Annotated in this window: 16 protein-coding genes; all 16 read right to left on the bottom strand. The window is 70.3% G+C overall.

Annotation, left to right across the window (positions count from 1 at the left end):
• Positions 1–27: 27 nt before the first annotated feature.
• Positions 28–831: an N-acyl homoserine lactonase family protein gene (locus BZB76_RS26490; protein WP_121437136.1), complete on the bottom strand. Its 804-nt coding sequence runs from the start codon at positions 829–831 to the stop codon at positions 28–30.
• A complete protein-coding gene (locus BZB76_RS26485; protein WP_121437135.1) occupies positions 828–1,874 on the bottom strand; it encodes an Ldh family oxidoreductase in 1,047 nt (348 codons plus the stop codon). Before BZB76_RS26485 ends, BZB76_RS26490 begins: the two co-directional genes overlap by 4 nt.
• Positions 1,875–1,883: 9 nt before the next feature.
• Entirely contained in the window at positions 1,884–3,323 is a 1,440-nt protein-coding gene (locus BZB76_RS26480) for an aldehyde dehydrogenase family protein (RefSeq protein WP_121437134.1), read from the bottom strand.
• Positions 3,320–4,750 (bottom strand): amidase, encoded by a 1,431-nt coding sequence (locus BZB76_RS26475; RefSeq protein WP_170180757.1) that lies wholly within the window; start codon positions 4,748–4,750, stop codon positions 3,320–3,322. The genes BZB76_RS26480 and BZB76_RS26475 overlap by 4 nt, the downstream gene beginning before the upstream one ends.
• 7 nt (positions 4,751–4,757) lie before the next feature.
• A complete protein-coding gene (locus BZB76_RS26470; protein ID WP_211343197.1) occupies positions 4,758–6,152 on the bottom strand; it encodes a 3-oxoacid CoA-transferase in 1,395 nt (464 codons plus the stop codon).
• A gap of 37 nt (positions 6,153–6,189) precedes the next feature.
• Entirely contained in the window at positions 6,190–6,624 is a 435-nt protein-coding gene (locus BZB76_RS26465; RefSeq protein ID WP_121437132.1) for a Zn-ribbon domain-containing OB-fold protein, read from the bottom strand.
• Positions 6,624–7,796, bottom strand: coding sequence for a thiolase domain-containing protein (locus BZB76_RS26460; protein WP_121437131.1), 1,173 nt, complete (start codon positions 7,794–7,796; stop codon positions 6,624–6,626). The genes BZB76_RS26465 and BZB76_RS26460 overlap by 1 nt, the downstream gene beginning before the upstream one ends.
• The gene (locus tag BZB76_RS26455) at positions 7,793–10,099 is read right to left on the bottom strand and encodes a CaiB/BaiF CoA-transferase family protein (protein ID WP_170180756.1); all 2,307 of its coding nucleotides are present in this window, start codon (positions 10,097–10,099) and stop codon (positions 7,793–7,795) included. The genes BZB76_RS26460 and BZB76_RS26455 overlap by 4 nt, the downstream gene beginning before the upstream one ends.
• A gap of 14 nt (positions 10,100–10,113) precedes the next feature.
• Positions 10,114–10,920 carry an enoyl-CoA hydratase/isomerase family protein gene (locus BZB76_RS26450; protein ID WP_121437129.1) on the bottom strand — a complete coding sequence of 269 codons (807 nt, stop codon included), beginning with the start codon at positions 10,918–10,920 and terminating at the stop codon, positions 10,114–10,116.
• Positions 10,921–10,935: 15 nt separating this feature from the next.
• Entirely contained in the window at positions 10,936–11,364 is a 429-nt protein-coding gene (locus BZB76_RS26445) for a Zn-ribbon domain-containing OB-fold protein (RefSeq protein WP_121437128.1), read from the bottom strand.
• A 13-nt stretch (positions 11,365–11,377) separates the two neighbouring features.
• Positions 11,378–12,508 carry a thiolase family protein gene (locus BZB76_RS26440; protein WP_121437127.1) on the bottom strand — a complete coding sequence of 377 codons (1,131 nt, stop codon included), beginning with the start codon at positions 12,506–12,508 and terminating at the stop codon, positions 11,378–11,380.
• A 53-nt stretch (positions 12,509–12,561) separates the two neighbouring features.
• Complete coding sequence (locus tag BZB76_RS26435; RefSeq protein WP_121437126.1) at positions 12,562–13,242, bottom strand: GntR family transcriptional regulator; 681 nt, start codon at positions 13,240–13,242, stop codon at positions 12,562–12,564.
• 102 nt (positions 13,243–13,344) lie between these two features.
• Positions 13,345–14,436, bottom strand: coding sequence for an ABC transporter ATP-binding protein (locus BZB76_RS26430; RefSeq protein ID WP_121437125.1), 1,092 nt, complete (start codon positions 14,434–14,436; stop codon positions 13,345–13,347).
• Positions 14,433–15,452, bottom strand: coding sequence for an ABC transporter ATP-binding protein (locus BZB76_RS26425; protein WP_121437124.1), 1,020 nt, complete (start codon positions 15,450–15,452; stop codon positions 14,433–14,435). Before BZB76_RS26425 ends, BZB76_RS26430 begins: the two co-directional genes overlap by 4 nt.
• Positions 15,449–16,378 carry an ABC transporter permease gene (locus BZB76_RS26420; RefSeq protein WP_121437123.1) on the bottom strand — a complete coding sequence of 310 codons (930 nt, stop codon included), beginning with the start codon at positions 16,376–16,378 and terminating at the stop codon, positions 15,449–15,451. Before BZB76_RS26420 ends, BZB76_RS26425 begins: the two co-directional genes overlap by 4 nt.
• Positions 16,375–17,319: an ABC transporter permease gene (locus BZB76_RS26415; RefSeq protein ID WP_121437122.1), complete on the bottom strand. Its 945-nt coding sequence runs from the start codon at positions 17,317–17,319 to the stop codon at positions 16,375–16,377. Before BZB76_RS26415 ends, BZB76_RS26420 begins: the two co-directional genes overlap by 4 nt.
• Between the last annotated feature and the right edge of the window lie 10 nt (positions 17,320–17,329).

Here is a 17,329-nt window from a genome sequence, read left to right as displayed (position 1 = left end):
CCCAGCTGCCGCTGGGGGGAGGCCCACTCACGTTGTGGCCTGGACGTCACCCGCCGGGACCACGTCGTCCCGGCGCCGCCGCTGGAACAGGGGGCTGTCGAGGATGCGGTGGTCGTGGCTCGGGATGACCTCGCAGTCCAGGTCGGCGACGAACTGGAAGGTGTCGTAGCACTCGAAGAGGTTGGTGTGGATGGTCGGCGCGACGCACTTGCGCCAGTCGTGCGGGTCCCAGTTCTCGTAGACGCCGATGGCGTCACCGGCGAGCAGGTAGCGTCCGGCGTCGGTCTCGATGAGGACGCCCTGGGAGCCCGGCGTGTGCCCGGGCAGCGGAACGACGGTCACCCCCGGGCAGATCTCCTGCTCGTGGGAGACGGCCTCGGTCCGGTCCCACGCCGACATCCAGGGCGCCTGGAGCCCCGGCAGTTTCTCGTACGCGCGCTCGTGCAGCGGCAAGGGATGGATCGCGTATTCGAGCTCGCGGCGCCCTACCAGGATCCGGGCGTTGCGGAACAGGGCGTTGTTCGAACAGTGGTCCCAGTGCAGATGGGTGTTGACGACGTAGTCGACGTCGTCGGGGTCGACTCCGCATTCGCGGAGCGCGGTCTCGGGCAGCTCCTCCGGTGTGCGTACGAACGCGTAGGGGTGGTGCGCCCGGACGTACTCGGGCGCGAGCGTCCCCGTGTCGACGACGACGCGCGTGCCCGCGGCCTCGATCACGAACATGAACATGTGGATGTCGATCGTCTCGTCGCTGGCCGAGCCGTAGACGGCGGCGGCCAGCGGGACGTTCTCCGACCGTCCGACGCGGATCGCGTTGACGGTGACGCTCATCGCCCCTCCAGAACGTCGACGCCCAGGTCGTGGGCGACCCGGCGTAGGTCGGCGACGGTCCGTTCGGGAAGCAACAGCCCCTCCCGAGCGTTCCGCGCCTCGGCGAGGTCCTCGATCTCACCGGGGTAGCGCACCTCGTCCTCCCCCTCCCGTGAGCCGGCCTTCAGCTCCGCCACCAGGGCCGACATGCGCTCCTCGAACTCCGGCACCGGGCTGAAGGAGGCGATGTCGAGGGCCATATAGAGATGTCCGGAACGGCCCGGTTTCTCGGACTGGTAGGGCCCGTTGACGGCCGACCCGAAGCCGCTCGCGCTCAGCACCCCGGAGAGGACGTCCATCATCACCGAGATGCCGTAGCCCTTGTGGCCCGCCATGGGCAGCACGGCGCCGAGCAGGGCCGCCTCGGGGTCGCGGGTGGGCGTGCCGTCCGCGTCGACGGCCCACCCGTCCGGGATCTCCTCGCCCCGGTTCCGCGCGAGATAGATCTTCCCCCTGGCGACGGCCGTGTTGGCGATGTCCAGCACGAACTGCCGGTCGCCGCCGAGGGGCGCCGCGATCGACCAGGGGTTGCTGCCGACGAGCTTCCCGCGTCCGCCCCACGGCGCCATCGCCGGGCTGGAGTTCGTCGTCAGGATGCCGATGCAGCCGCGCGGCGGCGCCATCCTGGTGAAGTACGCGGCGGTGCCGAAATGGTTGGAGTTGCGCACCGCGACGACCCCGACGCCGTGCCGCCCGGCCCGGTCGACGGCCTCCCGCGCCGCCTGCGCCGTGATGACCTGGCCGATGCCGTCCCGGCCGTCCAGGGTCGCCACGGCGCCGGTGCCGGAGACGATCTCGGCCTTGGTCTGGCCGGTCATGACGCCGGCCCGGATGCGGTCGACGTACCAGCCGACGCGCAGCACCCCGTGGGACTGGTGGCCCCACAGGTCGGCCTGCACGAGGCTGTCGGCCACCAGCAGGGCGTCGCCGGACGGGACCCCGCACGCGATGAAGATCCGCGTCGCGGCGTCCCGCAGCTCGTCAGCGGAGATCCGTACCGGCATCGTCCGTCCTCACCTCGGCCCGCCCGCGGGCTCCATCAGAATGAGCCGTTCCTCCGTCATCTCGCGGATGGCGTAACGAGGGCCCTCGGTCCCGTACCCGCTGTCCTTCACCCCGCCGTAGGGCATCAGGTCCGCGCGTGTACTGGACGTCGAATTGATGACGACCCCGCCCATCCGAAGGTTCCGAGCCGCGGTGAGCGCGGTGTCGAGATCGCGGGTGAAGATGCCCGCCTGGAGGCCGTACGGGGTGTCGTTGACCGCGTCGATCACGGCGTCGAGGTCCTCGAACGGAACGACCGACACGACGGGGGCGAACGCCTCCTCGCAGAGCAGCCGCGCCTCGCCCGGCACGTCCACCAGGATCGTCGGGTGCATCACCGGGCCCGACCGCGTTCCGCCCGTGACGACCGTGGCGCCCTGGTCGACCGCGGCGTTCACCCACTCCTCGGCCCGCTTCGCCGCCGCCTCGGTGATCATTGGGCCGATGTCGGTCGCCGGGTCCTCCGGGTCGCCGAGCACGAGCTTGCCGGCCGCGTCGGTGAGTTCGGTGAGGAACTCGTCCAGCACGTCCGCGTGGACGTAGAGGCGCTGCACCGACGTGCACACCTGCCCCGACTTGCGGAACGCGCCCCGGCTGCACTGCTGCGCCGCGGACGCGACGTCGGCGTCCCGGCACACGATGGTCGCGGACACGTTGCCGCACTCCATCGTCGCGCGCCGCATCCCGAGCCGCGCGGAGATGGCCTTACCGGCGGCGGTGCTGCCGGTGAAGGTGATGAAGTCGACCCGCTCGTCGTCGACGAGGGCGTGCCCGACCGGGTCGCCCGGCCCGAGCACCAGGCCGAGCAGGCCGGGCGGCAGGCCCGCGTCCAGCAGCATCCGGCACAGCTCCGCCGCCGCGATCGGCGTGAACGGCGACGGCTTGACCACCACGGCGTTCCCCGCCGCCAGCGCCGGACCGACCTTGTGCGCGACGGTGTTCAGCGGCGAGTTGAACGGGGTGATCGCGCCGACCACGCCGACCGGCTGCCGGATCGTGAACGCCAGCCGGTGCGCGAATCCCGGCGCCGCCTGGATCGGCACGACCGCGCCGTCGATCCGCTTGGCCTCCTCGGCGGAGATCAGCATCGTCTGGACGGCCCGGTCGGTGTCGCCGAGGCAGTCCTTCACGCTGAACCCCGACTCGCGGGCCACATCGAGCGCGAGCCGCTCGCGGTTCTCGGCGATCGCGTCCGCGACCGCCCGCAGGATCTCGAACCGTTCGAGGGGGTTCAGCGGGGTGCGGCTCGCCTCCCGCGCCGCGGACACGGCGTCGGCGACCATGCCGGGCGTCGCGTCGTAGGCCGTCGCGATCGGTTCGCCGGTGAACTTGTGGTGGACGGTGCGTTCGTGGTCGCTGCGCAGCCACTCTCCGTTGACCAGGTTCGCGACCGTGGGTAGCTCGGTCATCTCAGCTGTCCTCTCTTCGTGTCCCGCGTTCGCGAGGCCTCGGTGACCGGGGACCAGCCGGTGTGCCGCTCGTAGGCGCGTCCGGCCCGGAGCACGAGGCCGTCCCGGTGGCGGGCGCCGACCAGTTGGAGCCCGACCGGAAGTCCGGAACGCGTGACGCCGCACGGCACGCTCAGCGCCGGCTGCCGGGTCATGTTGAACGGATAGGTGTAGGGCGTCCACGACGCCCAGAGGTGCGGCGGCTCCGTGCCGGGGCCGCTTCGTCCCGCCTCGAACGCGACGGTCGGCACGGTCGGCGTGACCAGGACGTCGTAGGTCTCGTGGAACCGGGCCATGCGCAGCCCGAGGTCGGCGCAGACCGCCATCGCGTCCAGGTACTCCACGGCGGAGACCGCGCGCCCCCGCTCCGCGCACTCCATCAGCCCTGGGTCCACGCGTTCGAGCCGCTCGGGGGCGTACGACCCCAGCGAACGCGCGGCCCCGGACCACCACAGGGTCTGGAACGCCTCGACGGGATCGTCGAAGATCGGCTCGACCTCCGTCACGTGCGCGCCCAGCTCGGCGAGCACGCCGACGGCGGCGGTCACCAGCGCCGCGACCTCGGGATCGTTTCGGCCGTAGCCGAGGTCCGGGGAGTACCCGACCCGCAGGCCGGAGACGCCCGCGTCGATTCCGACGACGAACGACCCGTCGCGGGCGGGCGCCGCCGCCCAGTCGCGAGGATCGGGCCGGCCGATCACGTCGAGCATGACGGCGGCGTCCAGCACCGACAGCGTGATCGGCCCGCGGTGGGACAGCGTCCCGTTGCTGCCCGGCGGATACGTCGAGACGAGATCGCCGGTCGGTTTGAACCCGACCGTGCCGGTGAACGCCGCCGGGAGCCGGACCGAGCCGCCGCCGTCCGTGCCGACCGACCATGTGCCCATTCCCGCCGCGACCGCGGCGGACGAGCCGCCGCTGGACCCGCCGGGCGTCAGCGCCGGATCCCAGGGGTTCCGGGTGACGCCGAACCGGGGCGAGTCCGTGGTGCCCTTCCACCCGAACTCCGGGGTCGTGGTCTTGCCGATGAGGACGGCGCCCGCCTCCCGCAGCCGCGCCACGCTCGGCGAGTCCTCCGTCCACGGCCCCGACTCGTCGGCGAGCCAGCTGCCGCGCAGTGTCGGCCATCCCCGGGTCCGTTCGAGGTCCTTGACGGTGGTCGGGACGCCGTCCGCCCAGCCGAGCTGCGTCCCGGCCGACCAGCGAGCCTCCGACTCGGCCGCCGCGCGCAGCGCCGAGTCGGCGTCGACCAGCACGAACGCGTTCAGCTCCGCGTCCCGTTCCTCGATGGCGGCGAGCGCCTCCCGCGTCGCCTCCACCGGCGAGACGTCACGCCGCTCGTACGCCTGTGCCAGCTCCGCGGCGCTCATCCCCACGAGATCCGACACGGCGGACCTACGCACCTGCGGTGGCGAAGTCACCGAAGTCGAACTCGAAGTCGGTGAGGTCGGCGACCTCCTGCGCCGTGAAGCCCGGTGCGACGTACTCCAGCCTGAACACGTCGTCGACGCGGCGCAGCACGCACAGGTCGGTGACGACGATGTTCACGCAGTTGCGTCCCGTCAGCGGGTACTCGCAGCTCTTGACGAGCTTCGGCCGTCCCTTGGAGTCGAGGTGCGTCATCAGCACCATCACGTTGACGTCGCCCGCGACGAGGTCCATGGCCCCGCCGATGCCGCCGCCCACCATCTTCGGCGTCGTCCAGTTCGCGAGGTTGGCGACGGCGTCCACCTCGAACGCGCCGAGCGCGACGTAGTCGACCTTCCCGCCGCGCACCATCTCGAAGGACGTCACGCTCTCGAAGAACGAACCGCCCTTCTCCAGGTGCACGTACTGGCCGCCCGCGTTGTAGATCTCGGGGTCGTAGTCGTCCTTGGAGGCGATGGTGCCGTAGCCGAGGACGCCGTTCTCCGAGTGCAGGACGATGTCACGTCCGGAGATGTAGTCGGAGATGAGGGTGGGAATGCCGAGACCGAGGTTCATGTAGCTGCCGCTCGGCACGAGCCCCGCCGCCACCTCCGCCATCCGCCGGCGGGTCAGCGCCTGCTTCCCGTTGTAGGTGCGGGCGCTGTCGGCGCCGCGTCCCTCCCGGACGACCGGGAAGTCGTGCTCGACCTCGACCGTCTTGCGGACCACCCGGCTGACGAAGATGCCGGGCAGGCCGATCCGCTCCGGGTCCAGCTCACCGTCGACGATCTCGTCCACCTCGGCGATCGTGATCTCGGCGCCCTTGGCGAACGCGGGCATGAAGTTGCGGCCGACGCCGTCGAACTCCAGGTTGCCGAAGCGGTCGGCGCGGGCCGCGCGGATGAACGCGTAGTCGACCTTCAGGGCGTGCTCCAGGACGTGCTCGACGCCGTCGATCACGCGGGTCTCCTTGCCCTCCGCGACCGCCGTGCCGACGGCGGTGCGGGTGTAGAACGCGCCGATCCCGGCGCCGCCCGCGCGCAGCCGCTCGACCAGCGTGCCCTGCGGCACCAGCTCGACCTCGATCTCCCCCGCCGCGATCTGCTTCTCGGCCGCCGAGGTCGCCTCCCCCGCACGTGCCGAGAACGACACGATCAGCCTGTTGACCTGCCGGTTCTCAACGAGGCTGATCGAACGGTAGGGGCCCTCGCCGAGCGAGTTGGCCACGAGGCACAGCTGCCGGGCGCCGTGCTCGCGCAACGCGACGGTGAGGCTCGTCGGGAAACTGTGGGTCTTGCCGAACCCGGCGATCGACACGCTCGCGCCGTCGGGGACGTCGGCGACGGCGGCCAGCGGAGACTCGTACACCTTGTTGATGGTCATGCCTGTCCAACTTCCTTTAGCTCTGCACCGCTTGGCTCTACGCCGACTGGCTCTGCACCGGACGGAAGCGCGGCAGCGCGTTGCCGTCGCCGGTGTCCTCGAACACCACTTCGACCTTGTCTCCGATGGCGACCCTGTCGACGTCGCAGTCGACGATGTTCGTCATCATTCGGGGGCCCTCGTCCAACTCAACGTAGGCGAGGACGTACGGTGTGACGCCCTTCCACTCGCCCCCGGCACGGTGGACGACGCTGTAGGAGTAGACGCTGCCCCGGCCGGTGAACTCCTCCCACCGCGTGTTCGCGCTGTGGCAGAACGGGCATATCGGCCGCGGGTACCAGATCGCCGCCCCGCAGTCGTCACAGCGCCTGCCGAGGAACCGTCCCTCTGCCGTCGCCTTCCAGAACTCCGCGGTGTCCGGGTTCACCACCGGCTTAGGCGCGGGCAGAACCGGCGTCCGTACTTCGCCCATCAGGCGTCCCTTCCCAAGATCATCGTGGCGCTGCGCATCCGGGTGCCCAGGTCGCCGCCGTTACCGTGCACCAGGGCGATCTCGCAGTCGGGCACCTGCACTCCCTGGTTCGCCTCGCCCCGCAGCTGCCGCACCGCCTCGATGATCTTCGTGATGCCGCCGCGGTGCCCCGGATGGTTGTTGCTGAGCCCGCCACCGTCGGTGTTGAACGGGAGGCGGCCGTGCGGGGCGACGAGCGTCCCGTCCATGACGAAGCGGCCGCCCTCGCCCTTCTCGCAGAACCCGAGGTCCTCAAGGATTTCCAGGACGGTGATGGTGAAGCTGTCGTAGATCGACACGTAGTCGATGTCGCGAACGGTCACGCCCGCCTGCTCGAACGCCCGCGGCCCCGACTGGACGGCGCTGGTGTAGGTGAGGTCGACCCGCCCGCCGTCGGTGAGCTTCGCCGCCTCGCCCTGGCCCAGGATCTTCACCGGCTGCCGGTTCAGGCTGCGGGCGACCTCGCGGCTGACCACGACCACGGCGCCGCCGCCGTCGGTCACCAGGCAGCAGTCGGCCCGGTGCAGCGGGTCCGCGACGAGCGGCGAGTTGACGACGTCCTCGACCGTCATCACCTTCTGCAGGAAGGCGTTCGGGTTGTGGGAGGCGTGGATCGTCGCCGCCACCTTGATCTCGGCGAGCTGCTCGCTGGTCGTGCCGTACTCGTACATGTGGCGGCGGGCCGCGAGCGCGTACGTGCTGACCAGCCCGGCGCCGGTGAACATGCCCATCTCGAAGCTGTCCTCGGGCCGCAACGGTCCACCGCCGCCGGGCTGGATGCCGGTGCGCGGCTTGCCCGCGAGCGTGATCAGCGCGACGTTGCACTTGCCCGCCGCGATGGCCGCCGCGGCGTGCGACACGTGGTAGATCGGCGAGGCCCCGCCGCTCTCGGTCGAGTCCATGTAGGTGAGGTTGCGAAGCCCCAGGTACTCGGCCATGGAGACCCAGCCGCCGCCATAGCCCGGCGCGTCGTGCCCGAGGAAGAAGCCGTCGACGTCGTCGAGCGTCAGACCCGCGTCCGCGAGCGCGCCGATCGCGACCTCGGCGTGGATCTGCGCGAGCGACTTGTCGGGCAGCTCACGCCCCGGATGCTCGTACGCTCCGATGATGACGGCGGCATCGTTGGCATTCATGTCGATCCTCCTGAACGCTGGGGCGGTACTTCGACGGAGACCCGCCCCGCGGCGGGCCGGGCCTCGGCGCCCGGCCAGTGACCATCGCGTAGTTCGGCGTCGTGCTGGCCGAGTCGGGGGGCGGGGCGCGGCGGGGGCGGCTCGTAGCCGAGCAGCCGCAGCGGGAACCCCTTCTGGCGGCGGGGCTCGTCGAGGAACACCCGGCGGCGCCGGAAGTGCGGGTCCTCGGCCCGTTCCCGCGCCGACAGCACCGGGGCGGACGGGACCCGCGCCAGAGTCAGCTCGCGCAGGCACTCCTCTTTCGAGCGGCTCCCGGACCACGCGTTGATCGCGGCGTCGACCTCTTCGTGGTTCCGCTCCCACCAGGGGGACGGTCGGCTCGCCATGCCGCCGGCGCCGACGAGCGTCGCCAGCGCGGCCCGTTCGGTGTCGGTGCGGCAGGCGATCGCGATCCACTGGTCGTCGCCGGCGCAGCGGTAGACGTCGTGGGGGGTGCTGCCGGGACGCCGGTTGCCGGTCGGTTCTGGAACGGTCCCGGTGTCAAGGTGTTCAAGGATGCGGTCGGCGAGCGTCCAGCTCACCAGCTCCCGCTGTGACACGTCGAGGTACGTCCCGCGCAGGTTCTGGGCGAGGCAGTACGCGATCAGCCCGGCGCCGAACAGGGAGACGATCTGGTCGGGATAGTTGATGTCGGCCGACGACCACATCGGCCGCCCACCCTGGTATCCCGTCACCGACGCCAGACCCGACAGGAGGTCGAGGCTGGAACCGTAGGAGCGGGTGCCCGACTCCGGGCCGGACTGCCCCTGGCTGGACAGCGACAGGTAGATCAGGCGGGGGTTGACCTCCATCAGTGTCGGGCAGTCGATGCCGAGCCGCCGTGTGACGCCGACGGTGAAGTTCTCGATCAGGACGTCGGACCGTTCGACCAGCCGCCGCATCTCCGCCCGCCCGGAGTCGGTCTTCAGATCGAGGGTGATGCCGAGCTTGCCGGCGTTGTTCGACTCGAAGAGCGGCGACTCCTCCGTGACGTCGGCGTCCCCCTCGGTGGGCACGGGCCACACCCGGAACGCGTCGGGACGTCCCATCGACTCGATCTTGATGACGGTGGCGCCGTAGTCGGCGAGGAGCCGTCCGGTCGCGGCCCCGGCCGTGATGGTGCCGAGGTCCAGGACGACGACGCCCGCCAGCGGGGCCGGATCGCCACCCGCGGCGGCACCGTCGCCCCCGCGGATCGGGGGGCGCGGCCCGGTCGTCTCGCCGGTGCCGTGGAGGTCCCGGGGGGAACCGAACCTCCACGGCAGGCCGACGACGGGAGCGAGCCGGGCGGCGCCGTCCGAGACGAAGGACCGCGCCCGGTACTGCGGGTCGGCGACAAGGTCGGCCAGGTCGGCGCCGTACCCGAACGGCAGGCCGAGGCGTTGCGCCTCGTTGTAGATCTCGCGTTTGGTGCGCGCCGCGGCCCATCTCTCGACGGCGGGCCACCAGGTGTCGACGAGGTCCAGGCGTGCCTTGTCGCCGCGCAGCCGGGGATCCTCGAGCGCCGGGTCACCGATCAGCTCGACGACGCTGTCCCACTGCTCGGGCGTGTAGATGAGCCCGATCCATCCGTCCGCGGCCCGGACGGTTCGCCAGCGTCCGATGTTCGTGCCCGTCCGCGTGGGGATCTGACCGGTCTCCGCGTAGACGACGTCGCTCTTCCAGTCGATGTACGCGGCGACGTCGCAGAGCGCGACGTCCACGACGTCCCCGCCCGGGCGCCGCAGCGCGAGCATGGAGCCGTAGAAGCCGACGAACGCGGCGGCGTGCGCCGTCTGCTCGCCGCCGAGGCTGAGCGGCGCCCGGTCCGGCTCGCCGACCATCGCGGCGAGCCCGCCGTAGCTCTCGGCGAGCAGGCTGTCGCCGTGGACGTCGGAGCGTTCGTCGGCGACGCCGTAGGGGGTGAGCGCGACGATCACGAGTCGGGGATGCGCCGAGCGCAGCCGGTGCGGTGTCAGGCCGGTCCGCGCGGCGCGGCCCGGACCGAAGTCGGTGATCAGGATGTCGGCGGACGACAGCAGCTCCGCCAGCCGGGCCCGGCCGTCCGGGCTCTCCGGGTCGACGCACACGCTCTGCTTGTCGGCGTTCAACGCGGTGAAGGTGTAGCCGAGGCCGTCGGCGTCGACCGGCTCCCTCGTCCGCAGCGGATCACCGCCGGGCGGCTCGCATTTGATCACGGTGTGGCCGAAGCCCGCGAACAGCCGTCCACAGACCTGGCCCGCCACGCCTTCGGCCAGCTCCACCACCCGAAGGAGCGGGCCCACGTGTTCTGGTCCGCTCATCGCACGCCGTCGCCCGCGCGGCCGACCGCCTTGCGGTGGGTCGCCTCCGGGTCGTCGAGAACGTCCGTGCGCGCCGAGATCTGGTACCGGACGTCCTCGCCGTACTCGATGGCCTTCGTCCAGTCCGAGATGTACATGGGGATCTCGTGCAGCGCGCGCTTCGACCACGCCAGCGTCACCTGGTTGTGCCGGGCGATGCGCCGCGCCAGGTCCAGCGCGGCCGACTGGAGCTCGTCGGCGGGAACGGCCTGGTTCACCAGGCCCCATTCCGCCGCGGTCGCGCCGGTGATCCGGTCGGCGGTCAACACCATCCACGCGGCCCGCTTCGCCCCGAGCCGCAGCTGCGTGGACGGGCCCGCGAGCCCCGGGTACAGGCCGAAGCCGACCTCGGGCATGCCGATGGGCGCGTCCTCCGCCGCGATGGCAAGGTCGCTGGAGTTGATCAGCGTCAGCCCGCCGCCGAGCGCGAACCCGTTGACCGCCGCGATCACGATCGCCGAATGCGACCTGATCCGGTTCTGGACGGTCAGCCAGCTCGTGTGCCTGCCCGCGCCACGGCGGTCGGTGTCGATGGGCTCCTCTCCGGCCTCCTTGATGTCGACGCCCGCGCAGAACGCGGGCCCGGCACCGGTCAAGATGATCACCTTGACCTCGCCGTCACAGCGGTCCAGCACCTCCAGCAGCGCGGCGCGCGCGGCACGGCTCATCGCGTTGCGCTTCTCGGGCCGGTTCAACGTGATGCGGGCGACGCCGTCGGACAGGTCCTCGTAGCGGACGAGAGAGTGATCAGCGATCGAGTCCATGAAAAATTCCCAACCTTAGGCTGCGGTGACCAGGTCGCCGGTGCTGAACTGCGGAATGACACGTCCGCCGGGGCTCGGACGGAAGACCACGCGAACCGGTTGGTCGAGCCGCGGCTCGTCCGGTTCGTCGGCCAGGACGCTGATGACGAGCGGGCCCTCGGTCAGCCGCACATAGACCAGCCGATAGGGGACCTCGTCGGCGAAGGCGGCGAAATACTTCTGGTGCATCGTGCACCACGACCAGAGGGTCCCGGTTCCGCTCACCGCCTCCCAGGAGGCCGAACCGGAAAGGCACTGCGGACACACCGGCGCGTCGGGGAAGCGGTACCGGCCGCAGTCGGTGCACCGCTGCAGCCGAAGCTCGCCCGCGGCGCAGCCGTCCCAGAACGGCTTGTTCCGCGGGGTGATGTCCGGCAAGAGTTTCTCGTACGCCGCGACGTCCATCGACTGCCCCTCCCTATTCGGTCGTGAAGATGTGCGAAGTCACGATGGGCGAGACGCACATGTACTGCACGGTGTTGCAGTTTTCGACCTGCCGGTCGCCGGCTTCGCCGCGCAGTTGCCGTACCGCTTCCACATGCAGCGCGAAGCCCTGCATGTAGCTTTCGCTGGTATGTCCGCCGGACGTATTGAGGGGCCGCTCGCCACCGAGTTCGATACGACCGTCCCGGACCCATTCCCAGGACTCTCCCCGAGGCGCGTGACCGAAGCCTTCGAGGGTGAACAGGATCGTCGGCAGGAAGTTGTCGTAGACCTGCATGCAGTCGATCTGGTCAGGGCCGATTCCCGCTTTCTTGTACAGCTCGTCGGCCACGGCGGCGCTCGTCGAGAAGTAGAAGTCGGGGCTGATGTAGCTGCGGCTCAGTTCGGCACGTCCGGCCGTGGCGGCGACCTTCACGGGCTTCTTCCGCAGCCCGCGGGCCCGGTCGGCGGACGTCACGATGAACGCGACCGCGCCGTCGTTGATGATGCAGTAGTCGAGTTTGCGCAGCGGTTCGGCGATGAACCGGGACGCCATGTACTCGTCCCGGTCGATCTCCTTCTGGAACACCGCGATCGGGTTGCGGGCCCCGTTCGCGCGGTTGTTGCCGGCTAGCGGTGCGAGGGCGTCCTCCGGGGCCCCGTAAAGGCGGCTGTACCGCTGGTACATCATCGACACGTACGCGCCGGTGGACGTCATTCCGTACATGGCGTCGTACGCCCCGGCGGGGTCCGCGTCGCCGCCACCGTATTTCAGACCGGCCGACCGTCCGTTCGTCGCGTAGACGCAGGCGACCATGTCCGCCATTCCGGAGCGGATCAGGGCGTATGCCTCCTGCAACGCGACACCGCTCATGCGACCGGTGCCCTCCAGGTCGTGGACGAATCCCGGGGCGGTGAGCCCGACGGTCTCCCCGAACTGGCCGTACTTGATGTTGATACAGAGCAGGCCGTCGATGTCCCGCTGGGTGACTCCGCAGTCGTCCAACGCCTCTCTGAACGCCTCCGCGGCGAGTTCGTACGCGTCGTTCGGATGGCTCTTGTCCGCGTACAGCCGTCCGAAGTCCGACGACCCGACGCCGACGATTGCCACATCTTTCAGGGCCATGGCGATATCACCCTCGCACTCGTGCCGACGTGGCTTCACGCCACGATGTGGACTTATGAATTCGGGTGTTGCTTCTCGAGGATTTCCACGGCCTTCAGCGCGGCCTTGGCGGCCGCCCGGACATGGCGGTGCGCGGCCTCCGACGCGCGTTCGGGCGAACGGGCGGCGATCGCCTCGGCGATGTCGAGGTATTCCTGCCGGGACTCGGCGTGCCGCCCGGGGATGGTCACCGAGAGGCTGCGGAGCGCGTGGATCCGCGTGTGCAGGGGCTCCAGCATGGACTTCAGCAACGAGTTGCGGGCGCCCGCGAGAAGCAGGTTGTCGAACTCGTATATGGCCTGGAGGCGTTCCTCGCCGGAGGCGCGCGGCTGGACCTTCTCCACGAGCGCGGCGACCTCCTCGTCGGTCGCGCGCAGCACGAACAGTTCGGCGGCGGCGGGCTCCAGGGCGTCCCGTACCTCGTAGATCTCCCGCACCTCGGCGCTGCCGAGCCTGGCGACGCGGACGCCGCGGCTCGGCGACGGCTCCACGAGACCCAGGGTCTGGAGGTGCCGCATGGCCTCCCGCACCGACGTACGGCTCACACCGGTCAGTTCCACGAGTTCACGCTCGGTGAGTTGACGACCCGGTGGGAGCAGCCCAGCGGCGATCGCGTCACGGATTCGGCGGACGACCATCTCCGGGACGGATTCGGCCGGGCGGTCGATCGTCAGGTCGAGCTTGGGGTCGGTCACGGCAGTCCTTTGCGTTTGTCTGACATAGTACAGAGTATGTCTTCCGATTTATGTCGGTCAATGTGGGGCGAGTCACGACCGCCAGTGCCCCGAGCAGGGCCTTTACGAGGTGGACGTGGCACGCGTCGGCATCAGATCGTGCAGGGGGGAGCCCGCGAGCGTGGGGCCGGTCGTCTGCAGATGGCACGCCACCTCTCCCCCGCCCTCGACGGCGGTGTGCTCCGGCACCCGCTGTTTGCAGATGTCCATGACGAACCCGCACCGGGTCTGGAACGGGCAGCCGACCGGCGGCCGTGCCGGGTCGGGCAGATCCCCCTCCAGGACGATCCGTCCCGACCGCCTGCGCGGGTCCGGGATGGCCGACAGCAGCGCCTGCGTGTACGGATGCGCCGGAGCGGAGTAGACCCGTTCCGCCGGGCCGGTCTCGACGATCCGTCCCAGATACATAACGCCGACCCGGTGCGAGATGTGTCGCACGATGGCCAGGTCGTGCGCGATGAAAAGATAGGTCAGCCGGAACTCCGCGCGCAGCCTCTCCAAAAGGTTGATCACCTGGTTCTGGGTGGAGACGTCCAGCGCGGACACGGCCTCGTCGCACACGATGAACCGCGGGTTCAGCGCGATCGCCCGCGCGATCGCCAGCCGCTGCCGCTGCCCGCCGGAGAACTCGTACGGATAGCGCTCGGCGTAGCTCGCCCGGAGCCCGACCATCTCGATGAGGTCGTTCACCCGGCTCCGCGCCTCCTTCGCCGACAACTTCTCGTGCACGACGAGCGGCTCGGCGATGCTCGCCGCCACCGTGGACGACGGATCGAGCGACGAGTAGGGGTCCTGGAAGACCATCTGCATACTGCGCCGGGCCCTGCGCAGGTTCCCGCCGCGCAGGTGGGTGACGTCGTGCCCGGCGACCTTGATCGACCCGCTCTCCGTCGGCACCAGCTTCAGCAGCGCGCGTCCGGTCGTCGACTTGCCCGACCCCGACTCGCCGACCAGGCCGAACGTCTCGCCTTCCGCGATGTGGAAGGTGACGTCGTTGACCGCACGCACCTGCCGTGCCGCCGCCAGCGTCCGCCTCTTCCGGAACACCACGCTGACGTCGCGGACGTCGACGAGCGGCCCGGTCGTGGACTCCGGCACCGGCGCGCCCGACGACGGCGCCTTCGCGCCGGAACCTTCAACACCTTCGACGCTCATGGGGAACCTGCCAAGTTCAGCTGCTCGGTACGGCAACAGCGGCTGCTGCGACCCGCCTCGACGATCCGGAGCGCGGGCGCGGCGGCCACGCACTCCTCGCTGGTGTGCCCGCACCGGGGGCCGAACCGGCAGCCCTCCGGCATCCGCCACGGCTCGGGGGTGCGGCCCGGGATCGTCGGCAGTTCCTTTCCGCGCACCCCGAGATGCGGCATGGCGCTCAGCAGCCCGGCCGTGTACGGATGTTTCGGCGCGTTGTACAGGTCGAGCGCCGCCGCGGTCTCGACCACTTCGCCCGCGTACATCACCACGACCCGGTCGGCCAGTTCGACGACCAGCCCGAGGTCGTGGGTGATGAACAGGATCCCGCACCCGGTCTCGTCGCGGAGCCGGGAGAGCAGCGCGACGATCTGGGCCTGCACCGTCACGTCCAGCGCGGTGGCCGGTTCGTCCGCGATGAGCAGCTTGGGCTCGCAGGCCAGCGCCATCGCGATCATCGCCCGCTGCCGCATTCCGCCGGAGAACTCGTGCGGGTAGTCCTTGACGCGGCTGCCCGCGTCCGGGATGCCGACGAGGTCGAGCATCTCGGCGGCGCGGGCGAACGCGGCGCGCCGCGTGCCGCCCTTGTGCCGCCGGTAGACCTCGGCGATCTGGTCGCCGATCGTGAAGGCCGGGTTCAGGCTCGTCATCGGCTCCTGGAAGATCATCGAGATCTCGTTGCCGCGCACGTCGCGCAGCGCCCGCTCCGGCATCTTCAGAAGATCGCGCCCCTGGTACCAGATGTGGCCCGAGGTGGTGCGGGAGTACGCGTTCGGCAGCAGCCGCAGCACCGACAGGCTGGTGACGCTCTTGCCCGAGCCGGACTCGCCGACCAGACCCACGATCTCGCCGGGACCGACGTCGAAGGACACGCCCGCGACGACGTTCGTCCAGCCGCGGTCGGTCAGGAAGTCGACGTGCAGGTCCTCGATCCGCAGCAGCTCCCCGTCGTCCCGCTCGTCCTTCTTCTTCGTCGTCATGAGGCCTTCCTCGTCTCGCGGCCGAAGGCGTCCCGGAGCCCGTCGCCGACCAGGTTGAAGCACAGGGTCGCGATCGCGATCGCGATGCCGGGATACACGGCGAGCCATGGCTGGCTGCGCATCTCCTGGAACGCCTGGCCGAGCATGCTGCCCCAGCTCGCCGTCGGCGGCAGGGCGCCGAGGCCCAGCAGGCTGACGGTCACCTCGGCCAGCAGCGCCGACGCCAGCAGGAACGACAGCTGGACGAGCGTGGCGGGCAGAATGTTCGGCAGAACCCGTTTGCGCAGGATCACCAAACTCGGCGTCCCGATGCTCGTCGACGCCTCGATGTAGACCTCCCGGCGGACCTCGATGGTGCTGCCGCGGACCACCCGGTACATACGCGGCGCGTACACGATGCCGAGCGACACCATCGCGGTCGTCAACCCCGGACCGACCGCCGCGATGATGGCGATCGTCAGGACGATCGCGGGGAACGACATCAGCACGTCCGCCGCGCGGTCCAGGAACCAGTCGACCACGCCGCCGAAGTAACCGCTGATCAGACCGAGCGGCAGGCCGATGGCGGTCGCGATCAGGACGGCGAGCCCGGCGGCGGCGAGCGACACCCGTCCGCCGTGCATGAGGCGGGTCAGGGTGTCGCGTCCCAGCGAGTCGGTGCCGAGCCAGTGTTCGGCGGTCGGTCCCGACAGCCGGTCGCTGATGTCGACCTGGGTCGGCCCGTAGGGGGCGATGAGGGGCGCGGCGGCGGTCACGATGATGATCAGCAGGAGCAGGACGCCGCCGACGACGGCCGACCTGTTGGCCCGGAAGCGGCGCACGACCGCGCGCGTCCGGGAGACGTGCCCCGCGGCGTCGCTCTCCTCGCCGTCCTTGACCGGTACGGCGACCGGCTTGCTGATGTCCACGCTCTCACTTGGCGTCATGACGTTCTGACCTTCGGATTGAAGTAGCCGTACGAAAGGTCGACCGCGAGGTTCACGAGCATGATCAGAACGGCTGTGATCAGCAGAATCCCCTGCACCATCGGGAAGTCCCGGGAGAACACCGAGAAGTACGCCAGCTTCCCGACGCCCGGCAGGGCGAACAGCTGCTCGATGACGACGGTCGCCCCGATCAGCCGGTTGGCCTCGACGCCGAACGCGGTGACCACGGGAACGGCGGCGTTCTTCATGACGTGCTTGACGGCCACCCGCCGGGGATGCAGGCCCTTGGCCCGCGCCGTGCGGACGTAGTCCTCCTGCATCACCGAGGTCACGGCCGCGCGGGTCTGCCGGGCGACGACGGCGGTCGGCACGGTCGCGAGCGAGAAGGCGGGCAGGATGAGATGTTGCAGCCACTCCAGCGGGCTCTGCGCGAACGGCACGTACCCGACGGCCGGCAGCATCCGCACCTGGATCGCGAAGACGAGCACGAGCATCATGCCGACCCAGAAGTACGGCAGCGCCATGAACGCGCTCGCGGTGACGGTCGACAGCCGGTCGATCCAGCTGCCCGGACGCAGCCCGGCGGCGAGACCGAGGGCCAGCCCCAGCACCGCCGCGATGAGCAGCGTGAGCGCGACCAGCGACAGCGTGACCGGGAAACCTGCGGCCACCGCCGACCAGACGCTCTGGTCGTCGACGAAGGAGTTCCCCAGGTCGCCCTGGAGCACGTCGGTCAGCCAGTTCCAGTACTGGACGAGGAACGGATCGTCCAGGCCGAGTTCCTCGCGGATCTCCTGGATTCTCTCGGGCGTCGGGTTGTCGCCGGCCAGCACCACCTCCGGCCCGCCCGGCACCAACGCGATGAGGCTGTAGATAAGGAAGCTGACGATGACCAGCAACGGGATCATCGCCAGGAGTCGGACACTGAGCAACCGCAGCACCCGGTGCCTC

The sequence above is a fragment of the Actinomadura pelletieri DSM 43383 genome (genome assembly GCF_003634705.1).
GTDB classification, from domain to species: domain Bacteria; phylum Actinomycetota; class Actinomycetes; order Streptosporangiales; family Streptosporangiaceae; genus Spirillospora; species Spirillospora pelletieri.
This window is presented reverse-complemented; position numbering and strand designations above follow the sequence as displayed.